Raw genomic sequence first — 19,439 nt, 5'->3', positions numbered from 1 at the left:
GAAAACTGTCGGTGGGTCGCCCTAGTCTGCGAAGCGTGGACGAGAGCATGGTGGAGGCGAAGGCGCTGGTGAAGCGCTTCGGCGACTTCGAAGCGGTGCGGGGGATCGACGTCGAGGTCCGGCGCGGGGAGGCGTTCGGGTTCCTCGGGCCCAACGGCGCGGGCAAGTCGTCGACCATGCGGATGATCGCGTCGGTCTCGCCGCGCTCCGACGGGGATCTGAAGGTCCTCGGCCTGGACCCGAATGCCGAGGGCCCGCGCATCCGTGCGCGTCTCGGGGTGGTGCCGCAGCAGGACAACCTCGACAACGAGCTGACCGTGCGGCAGAACCTGCACGTGTACGGCCGCTACTTCGGGCTGTCCCGCGCGCACGTCCGGCGCAAGGCGGTCGAGCTGATGGAGTTCGCGCAGCTGACCGACCGGGCCGGGGACGAGGTCGAACCGCTGTCCGGCGGTATGAAGCGGCGGCTGACGATCGCACGGGCACTGGTCAACGATCCCGAGCTGCTGCTGCTCGACGAGCCGACCACGGGACTCGACCCGCAGGCGCGGCACCTGTTGTGGGACAAGCTGTTCCGGCTCAAGGCGCAGGGTGTCACGCTCATCGTCACCACGCATTACATGGACGAGGCCGAGCAGCTGTGCGACCGGCTGGTGGTCATGGACGGCGGGCGGATCGTCGCCGAGGGCTCCCCGGCCGAGCTGATCCTGCGGTACTCGACCCGCGAGGTGCTGGAGCTGCGGTTCCCGCCGGGAGAGGAGGCGCCGGCCGGCCGCGTGGCCGACCTCGCCGACCGCGTCGAGGTGCTGCCGGACCGTCTGCTGCTCTATACCGCGGCCGGGGAGAGCGCGCTGGAGCAGGTGCACCAGCGCGGCGTGCGGCCGACGTCGAGCCTGGTGCGCCGCAGCACCCTGGAGGACGTGTTCCTCCGGCTGACCGGACGGACGCTGGTGGACTGATGAGCGTTTCCCCGACCGGCCGGGTGGTCCCGGCCTGGCACGGCGCGTGGCTGCGCGTCGAGGGCTACTGGACGTGGTACCGGCGGTACTGGAAGTCCAATCTGTACTCGACGGGTCTGCAGCCGCTGCTGTTCCTGCTCGCGATGGGGCTGGGGTTCGGTTCGCAGGTGCAGGCGGGCCCCGCCACCGGCGGACTGTCCTATGTGCACTACATCGCGCCCGCGCTGCTGGTGTCGGCGGCGCTGCAGAACGCGGTGGGGGAGTCGACGTACCCGGTGCTGTCCGGGTTCAAGTGGCAGAAGGACTACCTGGCGGTCACGGCGACACCGGTCACGCCGGGGCAGGTGCTGGGCGGGCATCTGATCTGGGTGACGTTGCGCCTGCTGCTGGCGGGCACGGTGTACGCGGTGATCGCGGTGCCGTTCGGGGCGTGGTTGAACGCGGGTGCGGTGCTGGTCGTCCTGGTCGGCGCGGCCACCGGTCTGGCGTGTGCGGCACCGGTGACGGCGCTCGCGGCCACCACCTACGACGAGGGCGTCCGGTTCAACGGCGTGTTCCGGTTCGTGGTGATGCCGATGACGTTGTTCGCGGGCACGTTCTTCCCGATCGAGCAGATCCCGCTCGCGCTGCGCTGGCTGGCATGGATCTCCCCGCTGTGGCACGGCAACGAACTCGCCCGGGGTGTCACGCTCGGCGGTCTGGATCCGCTGCCCGCGCTGGGGCACCTGGCGTTCCTGGGTGCCCTCTTCGCGGCGGGCACGGCCCTGGCGCACCGCTACTTCTACCGGCGACTGGTGGTGTGACGATGACCGTCCTGGACACCCCTCGTCGCGGCCTGCTGCTGCGCGTTCTCCCGCCGGGCCTCTACGCGGGCCGGGCGAGCAAGATCATCGAACGGTCGGTGCTGGCGTACTCCCGCATGTGGCTGGTGTTCGCGTCCGGTGTGCTCGAACCGCTGCTCTACCTGGTCGCGTTCCAGATCGGTTTCGGCAGGCTCGTGGGCGAAGCGACCGGCCCCGGCGGTGCGCCGATGAGTTACGTCGCGTTCGTCGCGCCCGCCCTGCTGGCGTCCTCGGCGATGAACGGCGCGATCTTCGACAGCACGTTCAACGTGTTCTTCAAGTTCCGCTACGCCAAGACCTACGACGCGATGCTGGCGACCCCCATCGGCCCGCTCGACATCGCGATCGGCGAGATCTCGTGGGCGGTGCTGCGCGGCGGTCTGTACTCGGTCGCGTTCTTCGTCGTGATGGCCGCGATGGGCCTGGTCACCACGCCGTGGGCGCTGCTGCTGATCCCCGCCGCGGTCCTGATCGCGTTCGCCTTCGCCGCGGTCGGCATGACCTGCGCGACCTTCCTCCGCTCGACGTCCCAGTTCGACTACATCAACCTGGTCGTCGTCCCGCTGTTCCTGTTCTCGACGACGTTCTACCCGCTGTCGGTGTACCCGGAGGCGCTGCGGATCGTCGTGCAGTGCTCGCCGCTCTACCACGGGATCCAGCTGATGCGGGAGCTGTCGGTCGGGGCACTGCACCCCGGCATGCTCGGTCACGTCGCCTACCTGGTGGCGCTGGCGGCCCTCGGGATCTGGGGCACGGCGCGGCGCCTCAGCGGACTGCTCCTCCGCTGACCCGCACCATCCCGTGGCCGTAGAAGCCGTTGTAGCCGGTGTACCCGGCGCAGAAGGCGTCCTGACGGCCGTCGCCGGTGAGGTCGTAGTCGGCAGGGCACGGGACGGGCCGGGCCCGGTTCTCCAGAGCCCGCCGCAGCTGCCGCGTCGTCGACCCCGGCCGTTCGGCGGCCAGCACCGCCGCGGCGCCCGCCACGTGCGGCGCCGCCATCGACGTGCCGCACAACGTGCCATAGCCGCCGGGGATCGTGGACAACACGCACGTGTCACCGTCGCCACCGGGCGCGGTCAGGTCCACCACGCCGAGCCCGTACGAGCTGTACCCGGCCTTCACCCCGTCCGGTCCGGCCGCCGACACCGTCACCACATCGCGGAGCGCCGCGGGAAACGCGTCACATCGCGTTCCTGGCTCGCTCCACGACGGGGTCAGGTCCAGCGCGTCGTTCGTCGCCGCCGCGACGGTCAGCGTGCCCTGCCCTGCCGCATAGCCGACCGCACGCGAGAGCGCCTCGCGGACCACCTCGTGCCCCGGCGAACCCGTGCACGAGGGGCTCCACGTGTTGATCGCGATGCTGCTGTTCGTGACCGCCATCCGGTGCTCGGCCGCCCACATCAGGCCGCACACCACGGCCTCCGGCGTGACGAGGCCGCGGTCGTCGACCACCTTGACCGAGGCGACCCGCGTGCCGGGCGCGACCCCGGTCGTGCCCTTCCCGTCATCGGCGGCGGCGATGATCCCGGCGACGTGCGTACCGTGCGCGGACGTCGTCGCCTCCCACGCGCGCTCCGACGGATCCGCCACCCCGCCGACGCACCCTGCCGAGTTCTCCCGGTCCACGGCGCCGGCCAGATCGGGGTGGCCGGGGTCGATGCCGGAGTCGAGGACCCCGACCACGACATCCGGGCTGCCCCGCTCCGGCCCGCCCACCGCCGCCAGGTTCCACTGCTCGGCGCTGCGGTCGGCGGCGGACACCTCGGCGTTCGCGTGCAGCGAGGGCCGCACCGGCCGCCTGCCCGCCCCCCGTTCGTCCTGCGCGCCGTAACTGCGGCCCGGCCCCATCCGCGTGCCGAAACCCGGGTCGGTGGAGGTGGCCACCCCCACCGCGATCCGCGGGAACCAGCCGGTCAGGTCCCCACAGGCCGCTTCGACCCGGTCCCGCGCCGCCGCCTCGGACGTACCGGGATCGAGGACGATCAGGTGGCGCACGGTCCGTTCGCCGCCGGAACACGCCTCGTCCTGCTCCGCCGCGGCCGGCACCGGCGCGAGGACCAGCACGGCGCACGCGAAGGTCACCAGCGAGCGACCCAAGCCGGGCAACGGGGACCTCCAACAGGGCGAACAGGCGGTCGGGGACCTGCGGTGTTCTGCCGCACGCTAAGCCACTCCGCGCGCCGCCGACAAGCGCGGCGGGCAAGTTCGCCCGGCCGTGGCGACACCCCTGTTGGCACCGAGCACGCCGCACCGGACCCGCCGTGTGGGATACTCGACTCGGCTGCTCCCGCCGACACGCCCGCGACCTGCGGTCGGTCCGGGGGGAGCGGTCCGGAGACAGGACGGAAGAGCGCCAGGTCGTCGCCGCCAGGAACCACCTGGGTGGCTCGACGAGCGGCAGGCGGACGGGAACCGCCGGCTCGGACGGCCCGTCACCGAGGAGACCTGCTTGCGGCGGGAGCCGGACCCCGGCGCCGTCGCGGCGAGACGAGGCACAGGATTCCCGCCGGTGGTGACCACCCTGGCGGAACAGACAGGAAGGGCCCCTGTGCGGCCGCGTCCGCCAGCCCGTGTGGCTGGGGACGCGCCCGGGGGCGGAGGAGATGTATGTCGAACGCGGACACACCCGCCGAGAACACCGGCGGGAACACCGCCCTACCCGCACCCGGCCCGCTCGGCGAACTGCCGCCGCGCGTCCGGGTCCACGCACTGGCGAAGCTGCTCGGCTCGAACAGCCGGACCGTGCTGGCCAAGCTCACCGAACTGGGTGAGACGGCACGCAGCGCTCAGTCGAGCGTGCCGCGGGAGGTCGCGGTCAAGGTCGCCGAGGCGCTCGCCCCGGCCGACGAGCAGGCTGCGGACGAGGCCGCTTCCCCGGAGGCGGTCGCCCCCGCCGAGGACGCCGCGCCCGGCCCGGACGCCGTACCGGAGAGCACGCCCGAACCGGTCGTCGAGAAGACCACCCAGCCCGCCGCGAAGCCCGAGCCGGAGGTCGCTCCCACGACCGACGCGCCGGCCGAGCCCGAGGCTCCGGCGAAGGAAGCCAAGCGCCCGTCCGCCCACATGCCGGTCTTCGCGGCCCCGTCGCCGGTGTTCCTCCCGCCCGAGGCCACGGCCGGGGAGCCCAAGCCCAAGCAGGCCAGGCCCGCCAAGGTGGAGCAGGCCGAGGAGCCCGAGGACACCCGGCGCGACGAGGACGCCGACGACGGCGAGGGTGAGGACGGCGCCGGCCGCCGTCGCCGCCGCCGTGGCCGCCGTGGCCGCGGCCGGGGCAAGGGCGGCGACGAGAACACCACCGAGACCGAGTCCGAGCGGCCCGAGGAGACCGGCAGGGCCGAGGACGACGACACCGCCGACGAGGGGGAGACGCCGGAGCAGTCCGACGACTCCGACGAGGGCGAGGCGTCGAACCGGCGCCGGCGCCGCCGTCGCCGCCGCAAGGGCTCCGACGGGGACAACGCCGACGGCACCGACGACCCGCCGAACACCGTCGTCCACGTCCGCGACACCAAGGGCGAGGACAAGGAGCGGGGCGGCAGCAGCAGCTCGGACGGTGTCCGCAGCGTCCGCGGTTCGACCCGGCTGGAGGCCAAGCGCCAGCGCCGCCGCGACGGCCGCGAGGCGGGCCGCCGCCGCGCGCCGATCCTGTCCGAGGCCGAGTTCCTGGCCCGGCGCGAAGCGGTCGAGCGCTCGATGGTGGTCGCCGAGAACGGCGAGCACACCCAGATCGGCGTCCTTGAGGACGGCGTGCTGGTCGAGCACTTCGTGACCTCGCAGCACAGCGGCTCGATCGTGGGCAACGTCTACCTGGGCCGCGTGCAGAACGTGCTGCCCTCGATGGAGGCCGCGTTCGTCGACATCGGCCGCGGCCGCAACGCCGTGCTCTACGCGGGCGAGGTCGACTGGGACGCCGCGGGCCTGGAGGGCAAGTCCCGCAAGATCGAGCAGGCCCTCTCCAGCGGCGACAACGTCCTGGTGCAGGTCACCAAGGATCCGGTCGGGCACAAGGGGGCCCGGCTGACCACGCAGATCTCGCTGCCCGGCAGGTTCCTGGTCTACATGCCCTCCGGCGGTGCCACCGGCATCTCCCGCAAGCTGCCGGAGAACGAGCGGCGGCGGCTCAAGGACATCCTCAAGCGGATCGTCCCCGACGACGCCGGAGTGATCATCCGGACCGCGTCGGAGGGCATCAGCGAGGAGGAGCTGGAGCGCGACGTCAAGCGGTTGAAGGCGCAGTGGGAGGTCGTGAAGGAGAAGGCCGACTCCGCCTCCGGCGGCAAGAAGTCCTCCGCGCCGGTGATGCTGTACGAGGAGCCGGACCTGCTGGTCAAGGTGGTCCGCGACCTGTTCACCGAGGACTTCGCGAAGCTGGAGGTCCAGGGCAGCACGGCGTGGGAGACCATCCACGCCTACGTCGAGCACGTCGCGCCGGACCTGACCGGGCGGCTCAAGCGGTACGTCGGCAACGGTGACGTGCTCGCCGAGCATCGCATCGACGAGCAGCTGACCAAGGCGCTGGACCGCAAGGTGTGGCTGCCCTCGGGCGGTTACCTGGTCATCGACCGCACCGAGGCGATGACGGTGATCGACGTCAACACCGGCAAGTTCACCGGCTCCGGCGGCAACCTCGAAGAGACGGTCACCCGCAACAACCTCGAGTCGGCCGAGGAGATCGTGCGTCAGCTGCGGCTGCGCGACATCGGCGGCATCATCGTCATCGACTTCATCGACATGGTGCTGGAGTCCAACCGGGAGCTGGTGCTCAAGCGGCTGACCGAGTGCCTCGGCCGCGACCGGACGCGCCACCAGGTCGCCGAGGTCACCTCGCTGGGCCTGGTCCAGATGACCCGCAAGAAGATCGGCACCGGCCTGCTCGAAGCGTTCTCCACGACGTGCGAGCACTGCAAGGGCCGCGGCGTGATCGTCTCGACCGAGCCGGTGAAGTCCGGCAACGGCGGTGGCGGCGGCAACGGTCACCAGCACGGTGGCGGCGGCTCGCGCCGGTCCCGTAGCCGCGCGAAGACCGAGGAGCAGCAGGAGCCGAAGAACACCGAGCCCGCGCCGTCGCCGGTGCAGCGGGAGAGCACGATCTCGGCGGTCGAGGCCATGGCCAAGGCGGCCAAGATCGCCTCGACGAAGACCGAGGGCGGCGAGAAGCCCGCCGCGGAGCCGGACGCCGTCGCGCTGAACGGCGCCGACCCGGCGGACCGCCCGGACACGGCCGAGCCCGCCCGGCCCCAGCCGGAGCGCTCGGCCAGGAAGCGGCGGAGCGCCACCCGCGAGCAGGCGGCGCCCGCCAAGACGGACCAGCCCGTCGCGCAGCAGTCGAGCGCCGCGGTGACCTCGGAGCAGCCCGCCACCTCGGCGAGCTCGGCTGACTCCGAGCACCCCGCCGCCACTTCGGCGAAGCCGGTCACCACGGCGGAGCCCGCCGCGGCGGCGGATCCGGCCACGCCGGAACAGTCCGCCACGTCCGCGAGCTCGGCTGCCCCTGCACAGCCCGCCGCCCCGGAGCAACCGCCCACCGCGGAGCAGCCGGCCGGCGGGGAGCAGGCCGCTTCGGTCACCCCCGAGCAGGCCGACGAGGCCACCCCGGCGCGGCGCACGCCGTCCCGGGCCCGCCGCGTCGCCCGCAGGCCGCAGCAGTCCGCGGGCGAGGCCGTCGAGATCTCCACCCCCGCCGAGCCGTCCCCGGCGGCCACGGCTCCGGAGGTCGCCGAGACGGCCGAGGAGACCACCGCGGAGGTCGACGTGCCCACCCCGGCCACCCGGACGACCCGTCGGCGTCCGCGCCGCGCGGCCACGCGTCCGGCGGGCCCGCCGGTGCACGCGGCGGACCAGAGCTGATGTTCGGACGCCCCGGTGTCACCCGGCGCCGGGGCGTCACGTAACCTGTAAGGCGGCCCATCCCCGGATGGGCTATGGCGCGATCACAGGACCGCGAGAGAGCGGGACGTGGCGCAAGCCCTCACCCATTGTCGAGTTAGCAGGAGACTTCCGTGTCGGCGTACGCGATCGTCAAGACCGGCGGCAAGCAGTACAAGGTGGCCGTCGGCGACGTCGTCGAGGTCGAGAAGCTCGAGGGCAAGCCGGGCACCGAGCATTCCTTCCCCGCCGTGCTGTACGTCGACGGCAGCGATGTCACGGCGGACGCCGACGCACTCGCGAAGATCTCGGTCACCGGCAAGGTCGTCGAGCAGACCAAGGGTCCCAAGATCCGCATCCACAAGTTCAAGAACAAGACCGGGTACCACAAGCGGCAGGGTCACCGTCAGAAGCTGACCCGCGTCGAGGTCACCGGAATCACGAAGTAAGGAGCTGCAGGAGCCATGGCACACAAGAAGGGTGCGTCCAGCTCCCGCAACGGGCGCGACTCCAACCCCCAGTACCTCGGCGTCAAGCGCTACGGCGGTCAGCTCGTGAACGCCGGTGAGATCCTGGTCCGCCAGCGCGGCACCAAGTTCCACCCCGGTCTGAACGTCGGCCGCGGCGGTGACGACACGCTGTTCGCCCTTTCGGCGGGCACCGTGGAGTTCGGCGCGAAGCGTGGCCGCAAGACGGTCAACATCGTCCCGGTCGAGGCCTGAGGGTCCGCCGAGACAACCCAGCACCTCCAGCAAGGGGCGGGCCCGGAACAGATCCGGTCCCGCCCCTTGTTGCTGGTAATGGCTGATATCCCTCCGAACAACGAGAAGAGGCTTCACAATGGCGTCCCGGTTCGTTGACCGCGCGGTGATCCACGTCGCCGCGGGTGACGGCGGGCACGGCTGTGCCTCGATCCACCGCGAGAAGTTCAAGCCGCTCGGCGGCCCCGACGGGGGCAACGGCGGCAACGGCGGCGACGTCCGCCTCGTCGTCGATCCGAACGTGCACACGCTGCTCGACTTCCACTTCCACCCGCACGCGAAGGCCACCAACGGCCGTCAGGGCCAGGGCAGCCACCGCGCGGGCGCGGCAGGCGACACACTGGAGCTCAAGGTCCCCGACGGCACCGTCGTGATGACCGAGGGCGGCGAGGTGGTGGCGGACCTGACCGGCCCGGGCACCACGTTCATCGCCGCCCAGGGCGGTCGCGGCGGCCTCGGCAACGCGGCGCTGGCGTCCAGGGCCCGTAAGGCCCCCGGGTTCGCCCTGCTCGGCGAGCCGGGCGAGGAGCGCAGCCTGGTGCTGGAGCTGCGCTCGGTCGCCGACGCGGGCCTGCTCGGTTTTCCGTCGGCTGGCAAGTCGTCGCTGATCTCGGTGCTGTCCGCGGCCAAACCGAAGATCGCCGACTACCCGTTCACGACGCTGGTGCCGAACCTCGGTGTGGTCAACGCGGGCGACACCGTGTTCACCATGGCCGACGTGCCGGGTCTCATCCCGGGCGCGAGCCAGGGCAAGGGGCTCGGGCTGGACTTCCTCCGCCACATCGAGCGGTGCGCGGTGCTGGTGCACGTCGTCGACTGTGCGACCTTCGAGTCCGGGCGTGACCCCGTGTCGGATGTGGACGCTCTCGAAGCGGAACTGGCGCGCTACACGCCCGCGCTGGGTGAGGACCTGGACGAGCGGCCGCGTGTCGTGGTGCTCAACAAGACCGACGTGCCGGACGCCGCCGAGCTGGCGGAGATGGTGCGGTCCGAGTTCGAAGCGCGCGGCCTGCCGGTGTTCGAAGTGTCCACGGTGACGCGCCGCGGCCTGCGCGAGCTGACCTTCGCGCTGGCCAAGGAAGTCGAGAAGTACCGTGCGGCGCAGCCCGAGGCGGAGCCGACGCGGATCGTGCTGAAGCCGTTGGCAGTGGACGATGCCGGTTTCACCATCGAAGAGGACCCCGAGGAGCCGGGCGGCTTCATCGTGCGGGGCGCGCGTCCCGAGCGGTGGATCCGGCAGACCGACTTCGGCAACGACGAGGCCGTGGGCTACCTCGCAGACCGTCTCAACCGGCTCGGTGTCGAGGACGCTCTGGCCAAGCGCGGCGCCGAACCGGGTTGCCCGGTGACCATCGGCGCCATCACGTTCGAGTGGGAGCCCTCGACGCCGGGTGTCGCGTCGATGATGACCGGCCGTGGCACCGACGTCCGGCTGGAGGACCACAGCCGGGTGGGCGCGGCGGCGCGCAAGGAGGCCCGCCGCATCCGCCGGGACGGGCCCGACGCCGCCGACACCGAGGACGCGTCGGAGCGATGAGCGCCGCCCGGAAAGCCGTCGCGGCGGCCCAACGGCTGGTCGTCAAGGTCGGTTCGTCAGCGCTGACGACCGCGGGTGACGGGCTGGACGTGACGCGGTTGAACGCGCTGGTCGACGCCATCGCGACGCGGATCTCACGCGGCAGCCAGATCGTGCTCGTGTCGTCGGGGGCGATCGGTGCCGGCCTGGCGCCGCTCGCCCTGGGCAAGCGACCGCGGGACCTGGCGACCCAGCAGGCCGCGGCGAGTGTGGGGCAGCTGCAGCTGGCGCACGCCTACGCGGAGTCGTTCGGGCGGTATTCGCTGACGGTGGGTCAGGTGCTGATGACCTCCGACGACGTGGTGCGGCGCGCGCACTACCGCAACGCGCAGCGCACGTTCTCGCGGCTGCTGGCGCTGGGCGCGGTGCCGGTGGTGAACGAGAACGACACGGTCGCCACCGAGGAGATCAAGTTCGGTGACAACGACCGTCTGGCGGCGCTGGTCGCGCACCTGATCGGCGCGGACGCGCTGGTGCTGCTGTCGGATGTGGACGGTCTGTACGACGGTGATCCGCGGTCGGGGTCGACCAGCCGGATCGCCGAGGTCACCGGCCCGTCGGATCTGGAGGGCATCGCCGTCGGCATGTCCAGTTCGGGCTTGGGCACGGGCGGCATGGTGTCGAAACTGGCGGCGGCGCGCACCGCGGCTTCGGCGGGAATCCCGGTGTTGCTGGCCGCGGCGGCCGATTCCGGTCACGCGTTGTCGACGGCCGAGGTGGGCACGGCGTTCCGCCCGGCCGACTCGCGGTTGTCGGCGCGCCGGTTCTGGCTCGGCTACGCGGCCGGGACGCGGGGACGGCTGCACCTGGACGACGGTGCGGTCGCGGCGGTGGTCCGTCGCCGTCGGTCGCTGCTCGCGGCCGGGATCACCGGTGTGGACGGGGATTTCGAGGCGGGCGACGTGGTGGAGCTGGTCGATCCGGCGCAGAAGGTTGTGGCGCGGGGTGTCGTGGCGTTCGACGCGGGGGAGTTGCCGGAGCTGATCGGCCGGTCGAGCCACGAGTTGCCGGAGGAGCAGCGCCGCGAGGTCGTGCACGCCGACGATCTGGTGCCGTTCCGGCGTTAGCGCAGTTCCGTGCCTTTCGTTTCGGGCAGGGTGAGCAGCACCAGGAACGCGATGACCGCGCCCGCCGCGACGTACCAGAAGAACAGGATCGATGCCCCGGCCGCGGACAACGCGCTGATGACCAGTGGTGCGGTGCCGCCGAAGACGGCGACGGTGAGGTTGTACCAGGCGCCGATGCCGAGGCCGCGCAGTTCGGTGGGGAACAGTTCGCTCATGATCGCGGGCGCGAGGCTGGACAGCGCCGCGTAGAGCCCGAGGCCCACGCAGAACACGATGAGCAGCCCGCCGAGTCCTGGTTTGACCAGTGTGGACAGTGGGACGATGAGGATCGCGGTGGCGGCGGACCAGGCGAACAGCTGGGGTTTGCGCCCGATCCGGTCGGAGAGCGCGCCGTAGGGGTATTGCAGGGCGACGAACAGTGCGGTTCCGACGGACAGGGCGAGGAAGACGTCGACGTCGCTGGCGTGCCGGGTCTTGACCGCGAACGGGGTGAGGGCGCTGAAGAAGGTGTAGTAGCAGAGCGTGGACAGCATGGTGATGCCGATCAGCTGCCCGACGGCCCTGGGGTGTTCACGCAGGGTGGTGAGCAGGGGGCGGCGGACTTTCTGGGCGCGGGTCTTGTTCTGCTCGAACTGTTCGGTTTCGGAGAGGCTGCGGCGCAGCCACAGGCCGATGATGCCGAGGACGCCGCCGAGCAGGAACGGGATGCGCCAGCCGTAGGAGCTCATGGCGGCCTTGTCCATGGTGCGGGCAAGGACGAACCCGAGCACCGACGCGAGCAGCACCGCCGAGCCGGTGGAGATGTAGAAGAACGAGGAGTAGCGCCCGCGCCACTTGGCCGGGGCGATCTCACCGAGGTAGGCGGAGGCGTTGGACACCTCACCTCCGAGCGACAGTCCCTGCGCGATGCGCGCGAGGAGCAGCAGGACCGGTGCCAGCCAGCCGACCTGCTGGAACGTCGGCAGGATGGCGATCACGATGGAGCCGCCCGCCATGAGGCTGATGGTGAGGATCATCGCCGGCTTGCGCCCGCGCACGTCCGCGAACCGCCCGAGCAGCATCCCCCCGAGCGGCCGGAAGAAGAACGCGAGCGCGTAGGTGGCGAACGTGTTGATCTGGGCCAGCACGTCGTTGCCGGAGGGGAAGAACGCCGTGGCGAAGTAGATGCTGAACGTGGCGTAGATGGTCCAGTCGAACCACTCCAGCGCATTGCCGACGCTGGCCGCGAACAACTTGCGGACGGGCAGCCGATGCCGGACCTCGGAATTCAGCTTCGACTCGACCATGGACGCCACCTCCACGTTCACCCGATGAGGTGGGACAATGCCACACGTCGGCCTGGACCGAAAGGTTACTTTTCGTCCGACCCCCGTTGAGCTGGTTTTTCCTGGCGCACCCGGTGTCGCCGGTGCGGGGTGCGTCGGGTGTCGCCGGTGCGTCGGGTGCGCCCGATGCGTCGGGTGTCGCGGTGCCTCGGTGCGCTCGGTGTCGGCGGTGCGCCTGGTGTCGGCGGTGAGGCGGGTGTCTCCGGTGCGGCGGGTGTCTCCGGTGCCTCGGTGCGCCCGGTGCGCCCGGTGCGGCGGGTGTCGCCGGTGTGCGTGGTGTGCCGGTCTGCCGTGGGGCGCCCAGTGCGCCCGGTGCACGTGCGGCGCGCAGGTCGCCGCCGCGCGTCAGTGGCGGCGGTCGTGCACGCCACCTTGGCTGCCGTGCTTGGCCGTCCGCTTCGCCGCCGCTTGCCGGCGTAGGGCTGTATTTGCTGTCGTTGCCCCGCCGCGCGCTAAGCCGCCGCTTGCCGACATTCGCCACTGTGGCCACGCCTCACGCCTCACGCCTCACGGCCACGCCCCGCGACCTGCGTGCCGCGGCTGATCGCGGCCGCACACTCCGCTGCTCCAGCTCGCCGCTCGGGACCCAGCCTCCGGCCGACCGCCGACGGGCTGTCGCCGTCGGGCCACCCCCGACGAGCTGTCGCCGGGCCGCCGTCGCCGACCGGCTACCGGCGTCGGGCCGTCGCCGCCGGGCTGTCGCGGTGCCCTCCGCTGCTCCGGCTTACCGTTTGGCTCCTGGCTCCTGGCTCCTGGCTCCTGGCTCCTGGCTCCGGCCCTGCCCGGGCCTCCAGTCCGTCGGCCGAAGGCCCACCGCGCCCGTGTCCTCGCTCGTCAGCCAGACCGGGCCGGGCGCCGAAATCCCGCGCCGCTCAACCTGTGATCCACCACCCTCTCAGCTCGTGCTCGCCAGGGCGAACGGCAGCACGGCAGGTGCCCCGGCCTGCCGCAGGAGCCGGGTCGCCATCGTCATGGTCCAGCCGGTGTCCACGAGATCGTCCACGAGCAGCACCGGGCCCTCCACACCGGACAGCTCTGCGGCCAGTTCTCCCGGCACCGCAAGCGAATGCCACAGATCAGCGACGCGCTGTGCGCTGTTCGCCCGTCGTGGCCGTCCTCCCCGGCTGTCCAGCGTGCCGAGGAAACGCAGCCTGCCGATCTGCGCCAGGCGCGTGGCGAGGTCGTGCACGAGCCGCGGCCGGGACGCCGACGGCAACGCCACCACGGCCACCGGTCGTTGCGACCACCCCCACGCCGCCAGGACCTGGACGCACGACCGGAACACCGATTCGGGGGCCTCGCCGTCGCTCGCGCGTTCGCCGACCAGCTCCCGCAGCCGTGCGCCCCATCCGACGTCCGTCAACCGGCCCAGCGTGCGGCCCGGCTCGGACAGTTCGCCCTTCGCGATCCGCCCCGACAGCGGAACGTCGAGCGAGCCCATGCCAGTCGGCCACTGCCGTCGCGGGCTCACTTCGACGCCCGGCCGTCGGAGTCGTTCGTCGGTCTTTTCGACCGCCTCCGCCGAAACCGTCACGTCCCGGCGTTCGCCCGTGCAGTTGTCGCACCGGCCGCAGGGCTCGGCGTAGGGGTCGTCCAGCTGGCGGCGCAGGAACTCCATCCGGCACGACGTCGTCGCCTGGTATTCGAGCATTGCCTGCTGTTCGGCCCGCCGCGACTGCGCGACCCGCTCGTAGCGTTCGCGGTCGTAGCTCCAGTCCTGCCCGGTCGACTCCCAGCCGCCCTTGACGCGCCGGACCGCGCCGTCCACGTCGAGGACCTTGAGCACCATCTCCAGACGCGACCGGGACAGTTCGACCATCGGCTCCAGCGCCGCGGTCGACAATGGACGGTCGGCATAGGCGAGTGCGTTGAGTACCTGGTTGACGCGCTGCTCGTCGGGGAAGGCCAGCGACCCGAAGTAGCGCCAGATCTCGGCGTCCTCCTCGCCCGGCAGGAGGATCACCTCGGCCCGCCGCACGCCACGCCCGGCACGGCCGACCTGCTGGTAGTAGGCGATCGGCGAGGACGGCGCGCCCACGTGCACGACGAACCCGAGGTCCGGCTTGTCGAAGCCCATGCCCAGCGCGGATGTGGCCACCAGCGCCTTGACCCGGTTGGCGAGCAGATCGTCCTCGGCGGCCTCCCGTTCGGCGGGCTCGGTCTTGCCCGTGTAGGCCGTGACCGGGAAACCGCGCTCCCGCAACATCTCCGCGATGTCGTGGGCAGCGGCGACGGTGAGCGTGTAGATGATGCCGGAACCGGGCAGCTCGCCGAGCCGGTCGGCGAGCCATGCGAGCCGCGCCTGGGCGGTGGGCAGCCTGGCGACCGACAGGCGCAGGCTCTCGCGGTCGAGCGGGCCGCGCAGCACGAGCGTGTCACCGCCCTGGCCGAGCCCCAGTTGCTCGGCGACGTCGGTGACCACGCGGTCGTTCGCGGTCGCGGTGGTCGCCAGTACCGGCACACCGTCCGGAAGACCGGTCAGCAGCGTGCGCAGCCGCCGGTAGTCGGGCCGGAAGTCGTGCCCCCAGTCGGAGATGCAGTGTGCCTCGTCGACGACCAGCAGACCCGCCGTCGCGGTGAGCTTGGGCAGCACGGTGTCGCGGAAGTCCGGGTTGTTCAGCCGCTCCGGGCTGACCAGCAGCACGTCGACCTCGCCGCCCGCGATGCGGGCCTGGACGTCGTCCCACTCCTGCGGGTTCGCCGAGTTCATCGTCGCCGCGTGGATCCCGGCGCGTCCGGCCGCGGCGATCTGGTTGCGCATCAGCGCCAGCAGCGGCGAGATGATCACCGTCGGCCCGGCGCCACGCTCCCGCAGGAGGGCGGTGGCCAGGAAGTACACCGCCGACTTGCCCCAGCCGGTGCGCTGCACGACGAGGGCACGCCGCTGGTGCGCGACCAGTGCCTCGATGGCGGTCCACTGGTCGTCGCGCAGGGTCGCGCCGTCCCCGGCCAGTGCCCGGAGCAGCGTCTCGGCTCGTTCGCGCAAGAGGTGAAGGTCCACGGGACAACGTCTACCCCATCGCTCCGACGAAACCGGCGCGAATACCGCACGAACGGTCCAGTGGTGCAAAATGTGACTCAGGACACGTCAATCAGCCGCGTCAGAACACCCGTTCGGCCGCGTCTCCACGGTGTCGGGGCCCTCCGGAGGTTCCCCTCGAACTTCCGGCGGAGCGAGGTGCGCGGGTGCTGTTACCGGGGAGCGGGGCAGTGCCCGCGCACTCGCGCTTCTACGATCCGTTCATGTCACCACGCCGAATCGGGGTCATGGGCGGCACGTTCGACCCCGTCCACCACGGCCACCTCGTCGCGGCCAGTGAGGTGCAGGCCCGGTTCGACCTCGACGAGGTGATCTTCGTGCCCACCGGTCAGCCGTGGCAGAAGTCCGGCAGGCAGGTCACCCGCGCCGAGGACCGCTACCTCATGACCGTCATCGCCACCGCGTCCAATCCGGTCTTCTCCGTGAGCCGGGTGGACATCGACCGCGGGGGCGAGACCTACACGGTCGACACGCTGCGCGACCTCAAGGCCGAATACCCCGAGGACGAGCTCTTCTTCATCACCGGCGCCGACGCCCTGGAACAGATCCTGACCTGGCACAACGCCGACGAGCTGTTCACGCTCGCGCACTTCATCGGCGTCACGCGGCCCGGTTACCGCCTCAACGACCACCACCTGCCCAGCGGCAAGGTGAGCCTGGTCGAGGTCACCGCGATGGCCATCTCTTCCACCGGGTGCCGCGAGCGCGTCGAGCAGGGCGAGCCGATCTGGTACCTGGTGCCCGACGGTGTGGTCCGGTACATCGACAAGCGCGGTCTGTACCGCAAACCGGCCTGACACGCCGCCGGGGCCGTCCGGCCCGGCAGGTACCCTCGGTGGACCGACTTTCCGAGGTGAGGGAGCACAGGAGTGGCAGCGACGTCCCAGGCACGAGACATCGCGACCGCGGCGGCGTACGCGGCCGCGGACAAGAAGGCCACCGACGTGGTGGTGCTGGACGTCTCCGAGCAGCTCGTCATCACCGACGTGTTCGTCATCGCCTCGGCGCCCAACGAGCGCCAGGTGGGGGCGATCGTGGACAACGTCGAGGAGAAGCTGCGCGCGGCCGGTCACAAGCCGGTGCGCCGCGAGGGCGCGCGTGAGGGCCGCTGGGTCCTGCTCGACTTCGTCGACGTCGTCGTCCACGTCCAGCACGACGAGGAGCGCTCCTTCTACGGCATCGAGCGGCTCTGGAAGGACTGCCCGCGCATCGAGATCGACGGGCTCGCCGAAGCCGTCGAAGCCGGGGACGCCTCGTGACGATCCGGCGCCTGGTGCTGTGGCGCCACGGTGAGACCGACTACAACGCCGCCGGGCGCATGCAGGGGCACCTGGATTCGGCGCTCACCGAGGTGGGCTGGAACCAGGCCCGGTTCGCCGCGCCCGCGCTCGCCCGGTTCGAACCGGATCTGGTCATCTCCTCCGACCTGCACCGGGCCATGGACACCGCGACCGTGCTCACCGAGGCGATCGGGGTGCCGCTGCGGATCGACAAGCGACTGCGCGAGACCCACCTCGGCGAATGGCAGGGGATGACCGGCGCCGAGGTCGACGAGGGCTGGCCCGGCGACCGGGCCATCTGGCGCGTGGACGCCACGTGGGCTCCGCCGGGTGGTGAGTCCAGGGTCGACGTCGCCGAACGGGCGTCCGAGGTCGTCAGTGACCTGCTGGCCGCGGACGACTCCGGCGAGACGGTCCTGCTGGCCGCGCACGGCGGTCTGATCACGGCGCTGACCGGCAAGCTGCTCGATCTCCCGGTCGAGGCGTGGCCGCAGCTGGGCGGCATCGGCAACTGCCACTGGGTCGAACTCGGCCTGCGTGACGGCCGGTGGCGTCTGCTCGCCTACAACGCGGGAATGCTCGGCTGAGATGCCGAGGCTGCTGGTCTTCGGGGACTCGCTGAGTTTCCAGGGCCCGGAGAGCCCGTGCGCGGCCGACGAGCCGCGCCTGTGGCCGAACATCGCGGCGGACGCGCTGGGCGGCAGCGCCGACGTCGTGGCCTCCGCGGGCTGGACCGCACGCGACGCGTGGTGGTCGATGACCGGTGACCCGCGGGTGTGGGCGGACCTCAAGCACGCCGACGTCGTCATCTTGGCGGTCGGCAGCATGGACACGCTGCCGTCGCCGTTGCCGACGTACTTGCGTGGCGGATTGAAGTACCTGCGGCCGGCCGGGCTCCGGCGTGCCGTGCGCAAGACCTATCTCGCGGCCCAACCGCGGCTCGCGGTCGTGCTGCGCGGACGGCCGCGGGTGTTGCCGGCGAAGCTGACGGTGCACTACCTCGACCGCGCGGTGTACGCGTTGCGTGTCCTGCGGCCGGAGATGCCGGTCGTCGCGGTGTTGCCGAGCGTGCACCGGGCCTCGTCCTACGGCAACGTGCACACCGGCCGCGAGGAGACGGCCGGTGCCATCGCGGCCTGGTCGCGGCGTGTCGACGTGCCCCTGCTGAACCTGGCCGAGGTGGTGGGGGAGCACGTCCTGAGCGGCCGCGGCAATCCCGACGGCATGCACTGGGGCTGGGAGGGGCACGCGCTCGTGGGCAAGGCGATGGCCGCGTTGCTCGGTCCGCTGCTGGCCCCCGGCGAACCGTCCGCGGGCACGTAGGCTGGCGGTCGTGCCGGTCGCCGTCATCACGGATTCCACCGCCCATCTGCCCGAGGGCTTCGCCGACCGCTTCGCCCTGCGCGTCGTGCCGCTGCACGTCCTCATCGACGGTGCCGCGGCCCTGGACGGGGTCGATGTGGGTCCCGAGGCGCTGGCCGAGGCACTGGGGCAGCGCCGGATCGTGACCACCTCACGGCCGACACCGGGCGCGTTCGCCGCGGCCTACCGCGACGCGCTGGCTCAGGGCGCGGACTCGGTCGTGTCGGTTCACCTGTCCAGCGAGATCTCCGGAACCTGGGAGTCGGCGGTCCTGGCCGCGCAGGAGGTGGGGCCGGACCTGGTGCGGGTCGTGGACTCGCGGGGGACGGCGATGGGCCTCGGTTTCGCGGCCCTGCACGCCGCCAGGGCCGCTTCATCGGGCGCTTCGTCCCGGGAGGTCGAGACGGCCGCGACGGCGGCGGTGCGGTGTTCGCAGACCCTCTTCGTGGTCGAGACGCTGGAGTACCTGCGGCGCGGCGGCCGGATCGGCGCGGCGGCGGCGCTGCTGGGGACCGCGCTGGCCATGAAACCGGTGTTGCACCTGGACGACGGCCGGATCAAGCCGCTCGAAAAGGTGCGCACGATGAACCGCGCCATCGCGCGGTTGGTCGAGTTGGCGGAGGAGGCGGGACGCGGCGAACCGGTGGAGGTGGCGGTGCACCACCTCGCCTCGCCGCAACGGGCCGTGGAACTGGCGAACCGCATCGAGGAACGGCTGAACGTCACCGAGGGCTGTGTCGTGTCGGAACTGGGCGCGGTGATCGGCGCGCACACCGGGCCCGGCGTGGTGGGCGTCGTGGTGCAACGGAACCCGGCCGGGCCCGGCGCTGTCTGATCAAGAAGGTGCCCGTCGCCTGGCGGCGATGGCGGCAGCGCCGGCGGCCCGGCCGCGGCCGCGCGATCGGCGAGGCCCGCTTCTCCGGCAGACCTCACATTCCGTTCGGGCCTGTCAGGCGCGGTCGTGCAGGGTGATCCGGTAGCCGTCGGGGTCGGCGAAGGTGAACGTCCGGCCGAAGGGGCCGTCGATCGGTGCCGAGACGATGGTGTGACCGTCGGCGACGAGAGCGTCGTGGATGGCCTGGACGTCTGTGGCGTGGAGCCAGATCGCGGCACCGATGCCGGGCTGGGCGACGGAGGTGAGATCGGTGCCCGGAATCACGTCGCGGAGTGCGAACGCGATCGGCTTCGTCTCGAAGACGACGGCGTGCGGAGGCCCGGCCTGCGAGCGGACGAGGCCGAGGTAGTGCTCGTAGAACGCCTGCGAAGCGGCGAGGTCGCGCGCCTGGAGCGAGATGAAGTCGGGGCCGGTGGCGGGCATGGTGATGCTCCTTCTCTTCGTGTCAGCTTTCTGACACAGACCAA

17 protein-coding genes are annotated in these 19,439 nt (G+C 71.7%); 13 read left to right on the top strand and 4 right to left on the bottom strand.

All coding sequences use genetic code 11. The features are described 5' to 3' along the window. Window positions 1-47 precede the first annotated feature (47 nt). From HNR02_RS00240 to HNR02_RS00230, 3 genes are read left to right on the top strand one after another with little or no spacing between them, the layout of a single operon-like run. On the top strand, window positions 48-959 hold the full coding sequence (locus tag HNR02_RS00240; protein WP_179775630.1) for an ABC transporter ATP-binding protein: 912 nt from the start codon (window positions 48-50) through the stop codon (window positions 957-959). Further along, on the top strand, window positions 959-1,762 hold the full coding sequence (locus HNR02_RS00235; protein WP_179771210.1) for an ABC transporter permease: 804 nt from the start codon (window positions 959-961) through the stop codon (window positions 1,760-1,762). The genes HNR02_RS00240 and HNR02_RS00235 overlap by 1 nt, the downstream gene beginning before the upstream one ends. Window positions 1,763-1,764: 2 nt before the next feature. Then, a complete protein-coding gene (locus HNR02_RS00230; protein WP_179771209.1) occupies window positions 1,765-2,589 on the top strand; it encodes an ABC transporter permease in 825 nt (274 codons plus the stop codon). Here the strand turns inward: HNR02_RS00230 and HNR02_RS00225 are convergent. After that, on the bottom strand, window positions 2,567-3,907 hold the full coding sequence (locus HNR02_RS00225; RefSeq protein WP_218902554.1) for a S8 family peptidase: 1,341 nt from the start codon (window positions 3,905-3,907) through the stop codon (window positions 2,567-2,569). The genes HNR02_RS00230 and HNR02_RS00225 overlap by 23 nt on opposite strands. Window positions 3,908-4,408: 501 nt before the next feature. On the opposite strand from HNR02_RS00225, the gene HNR02_RS00220 reads away from it, so the two are divergent. The 5 genes from HNR02_RS00220 (at window position 4,409) to proB (ending at window position 11,070) form a co-directional block, all read left to right on the top strand. Beyond that, complete coding sequence (locus tag HNR02_RS00220; protein WP_179771208.1) at window positions 4,409-7,648, top strand: ribonuclease E/G; 3,240 nt, start codon at window positions 4,409-4,411, stop codon at window positions 7,646-7,648. Between the two features lie 152 nt (window positions 7,649-7,800). Next, window positions 7,801-8,115: a 50S ribosomal protein L21 gene (rplU, locus tag HNR02_RS00215; RefSeq protein WP_179771207.1), complete on the top strand. Its 315-nt coding sequence runs from the start codon at window positions 7,801-7,803 to the stop codon at window positions 8,113-8,115. A 15-nt stretch (window positions 8,116-8,130) separates the two neighbouring features. Beyond that, window positions 8,131-8,388 carry a 50S ribosomal protein L27 gene (rpmA, locus tag HNR02_RS00210; RefSeq protein ID WP_179771206.1) on the top strand — a complete coding sequence of 86 codons (258 nt, stop codon included), beginning with the start codon at window positions 8,131-8,133 and terminating at the stop codon, window positions 8,386-8,388. A gap of 118 nt (window positions 8,389-8,506) precedes the next feature. Continuing rightward, entirely contained in the window at window positions 8,507-9,964 is a 1,458-nt protein-coding gene (gene obgE, locus HNR02_RS00205) for a GTPase ObgE (RefSeq protein WP_179771205.1), read from the top strand. Then, a complete protein-coding gene (gene proB, locus HNR02_RS00200; RefSeq protein WP_179771204.1) occupies window positions 9,961-11,070 on the top strand; it encodes a glutamate 5-kinase in 1,110 nt (369 codons plus the stop codon). Before obgE ends, proB begins: the two co-directional genes overlap by 4 nt. Here proB and HNR02_RS00195 read toward each other — a convergent pair. Next, window positions 11,067-12,356 (bottom strand): MFS transporter, encoded by a 1,290-nt coding sequence (locus HNR02_RS00195; protein WP_179771203.1) that lies wholly within the window; start codon window positions 12,354-12,356, stop codon window positions 11,067-11,069. The genes proB and HNR02_RS00195 overlap by 4 nt on opposite strands. A 934-nt stretch (window positions 12,357-13,290) precedes the next feature. Further along, entirely contained in the window at window positions 13,291-15,396 is a 2,106-nt protein-coding gene (locus tag HNR02_RS00190; protein WP_179771202.1) for a RecQ family ATP-dependent DNA helicase, read from the bottom strand. A 242-nt stretch (window positions 15,397-15,638) separates the two neighbouring features. On the opposite strand from HNR02_RS00190, the gene nadD reads away from it, so the two are divergent. The 5 genes from nadD to HNR02_RS00165 all read left to right on the top strand — a co-directional run bounded on the left by nadD (window position 15,639) and on the right by HNR02_RS00165 (window position 18,912). Further along, window positions 15,639-16,232 carry a nicotinate-nucleotide adenylyltransferase gene (gene nadD / locus HNR02_RS00185; RefSeq protein WP_179771201.1) on the top strand — a complete coding sequence of 198 codons (594 nt, stop codon included), beginning with the start codon at window positions 15,639-15,641 and terminating at the stop codon, window positions 16,230-16,232. Between the two features lie 72 nt (window positions 16,233-16,304). Beyond that, entirely contained in the window at window positions 16,305-16,694 is a 390-nt protein-coding gene (gene rsfS / locus HNR02_RS00180; protein WP_179771200.1) for a ribosome silencing factor, read from the top strand. Beyond that, window positions 16,691-17,302: a histidine phosphatase family protein gene (locus HNR02_RS00175; RefSeq protein ID WP_179771199.1), complete on the top strand. Its 612-nt coding sequence runs from the start codon at window positions 16,691-16,693 to the stop codon at window positions 17,300-17,302. The genes rsfS and HNR02_RS00175 overlap by 4 nt, the downstream gene beginning before the upstream one ends. 1 nt (window position 17,303) lies before the next feature. After that, window positions 17,304-18,038 (top strand): diglucosylglycerate octanoyltransferase, encoded by a 735-nt coding sequence (gene octT, locus HNR02_RS00170; RefSeq protein ID WP_179771198.1) that lies wholly within the window; start codon window positions 17,304-17,306, stop codon window positions 18,036-18,038. A gap of 10 nt (window positions 18,039-18,048) precedes the next feature. Then, window positions 18,049-18,912: a DegV family protein gene (locus tag HNR02_RS00165; RefSeq protein WP_179771197.1), complete on the top strand. Its 864-nt coding sequence runs from the start codon at window positions 18,049-18,051 to the stop codon at window positions 18,910-18,912. A 114-nt stretch (window positions 18,913-19,026) separates the two neighbouring features. Here the strand turns inward: HNR02_RS00165 and HNR02_RS00160 are convergent, their stop codons facing one another. Further along, window positions 19,027-19,395 carry a VOC family protein gene (locus HNR02_RS00160; protein ID WP_179771196.1) on the bottom strand — a complete coding sequence of 123 codons (369 nt, stop codon included), beginning with the start codon at window positions 19,393-19,395 and terminating at the stop codon, window positions 19,027-19,029. Between the last annotated feature and the right edge of the window lie 44 nt (window positions 19,396-19,439).

Source organism: Amycolatopsis endophytica (assembly GCF_013410405.1).
Classification (GTDB): Bacteria; Actinomycetota; Actinomycetes; order Mycobacteriales; family Pseudonocardiaceae; genus Amycolatopsis_E; species Amycolatopsis_E endophytica.
The sequence above is the reverse complement of the archived record's forward strand: the minus strand, read 5'-3'. Positions and strand labels throughout refer to the sequence as shown.

Excerpts from the sequence above, each read along its gene's own strand:
- proB (WP_179771204.1), top strand. The coding sequence starts at position 9,961 with ATGAGCGCCGCCCGGAAAGCCGTCGCGGCGGCCCAACGGCTGGTCGTC.
- HNR02_RS00235 (WP_179771210.1), top strand. The coding sequence starts at position 959 with ATGAGCGTTTCCCCGACCGGCCGGGTGGTCCCGGCCTGGCACGGCGCG.
- HNR02_RS00240 (WP_179775630.1), top strand. The coding sequence starts at position 48 with ATGGTGGAGGCGAAGGCGCTGGTGAAGCGCTTCGGCGACTTCGAAGCG.
- HNR02_RS00220 (WP_179771208.1), top strand. The coding sequence starts at position 4,409 with ATGTCGAACGCGGACACACCCGCCGAGAACACCGGCGGGAACACCGCC.
- HNR02_RS00160 (WP_179771196.1), bottom strand. The coding sequence starts at position 19,395 with ATGCCCGCCACCGGCCCCGACTTCATCTCGCTCCAGGCGCGCGACCTC.
- HNR02_RS00230 (WP_179771209.1), top strand. The coding sequence starts at position 1,765 with ATGACCGTCCTGGACACCCCTCGTCGCGGCCTGCTGCTGCGCGTTCTC.
- HNR02_RS00195 (WP_179771203.1), bottom strand. The coding sequence starts at position 12,356 with ATGGTCGAGTCGAAGCTGAATTCCGAGGTCCGGCATCGGCTGCCCGTC.
- obgE (WP_179771205.1), top strand. The coding sequence starts at position 8,507 with ATGGCGTCCCGGTTCGTTGACCGCGCGGTGATCCACGTCGCCGCGGGT.
- nadD (WP_179771201.1), top strand. The coding sequence starts at position 15,639 with ATGTCACCACGCCGAATCGGGGTCATGGGCGGCACGTTCGACCCCGTC.
- octT (WP_179771198.1), top strand. The coding sequence starts at position 17,304 with ATGCCGAGGCTGCTGGTCTTCGGGGACTCGCTGAGTTTCCAGGGCCCG.
- rpmA (WP_179771206.1), top strand. The coding sequence starts at position 8,131 with ATGGCACACAAGAAGGGTGCGTCCAGCTCCCGCAACGGGCGCGACTCC.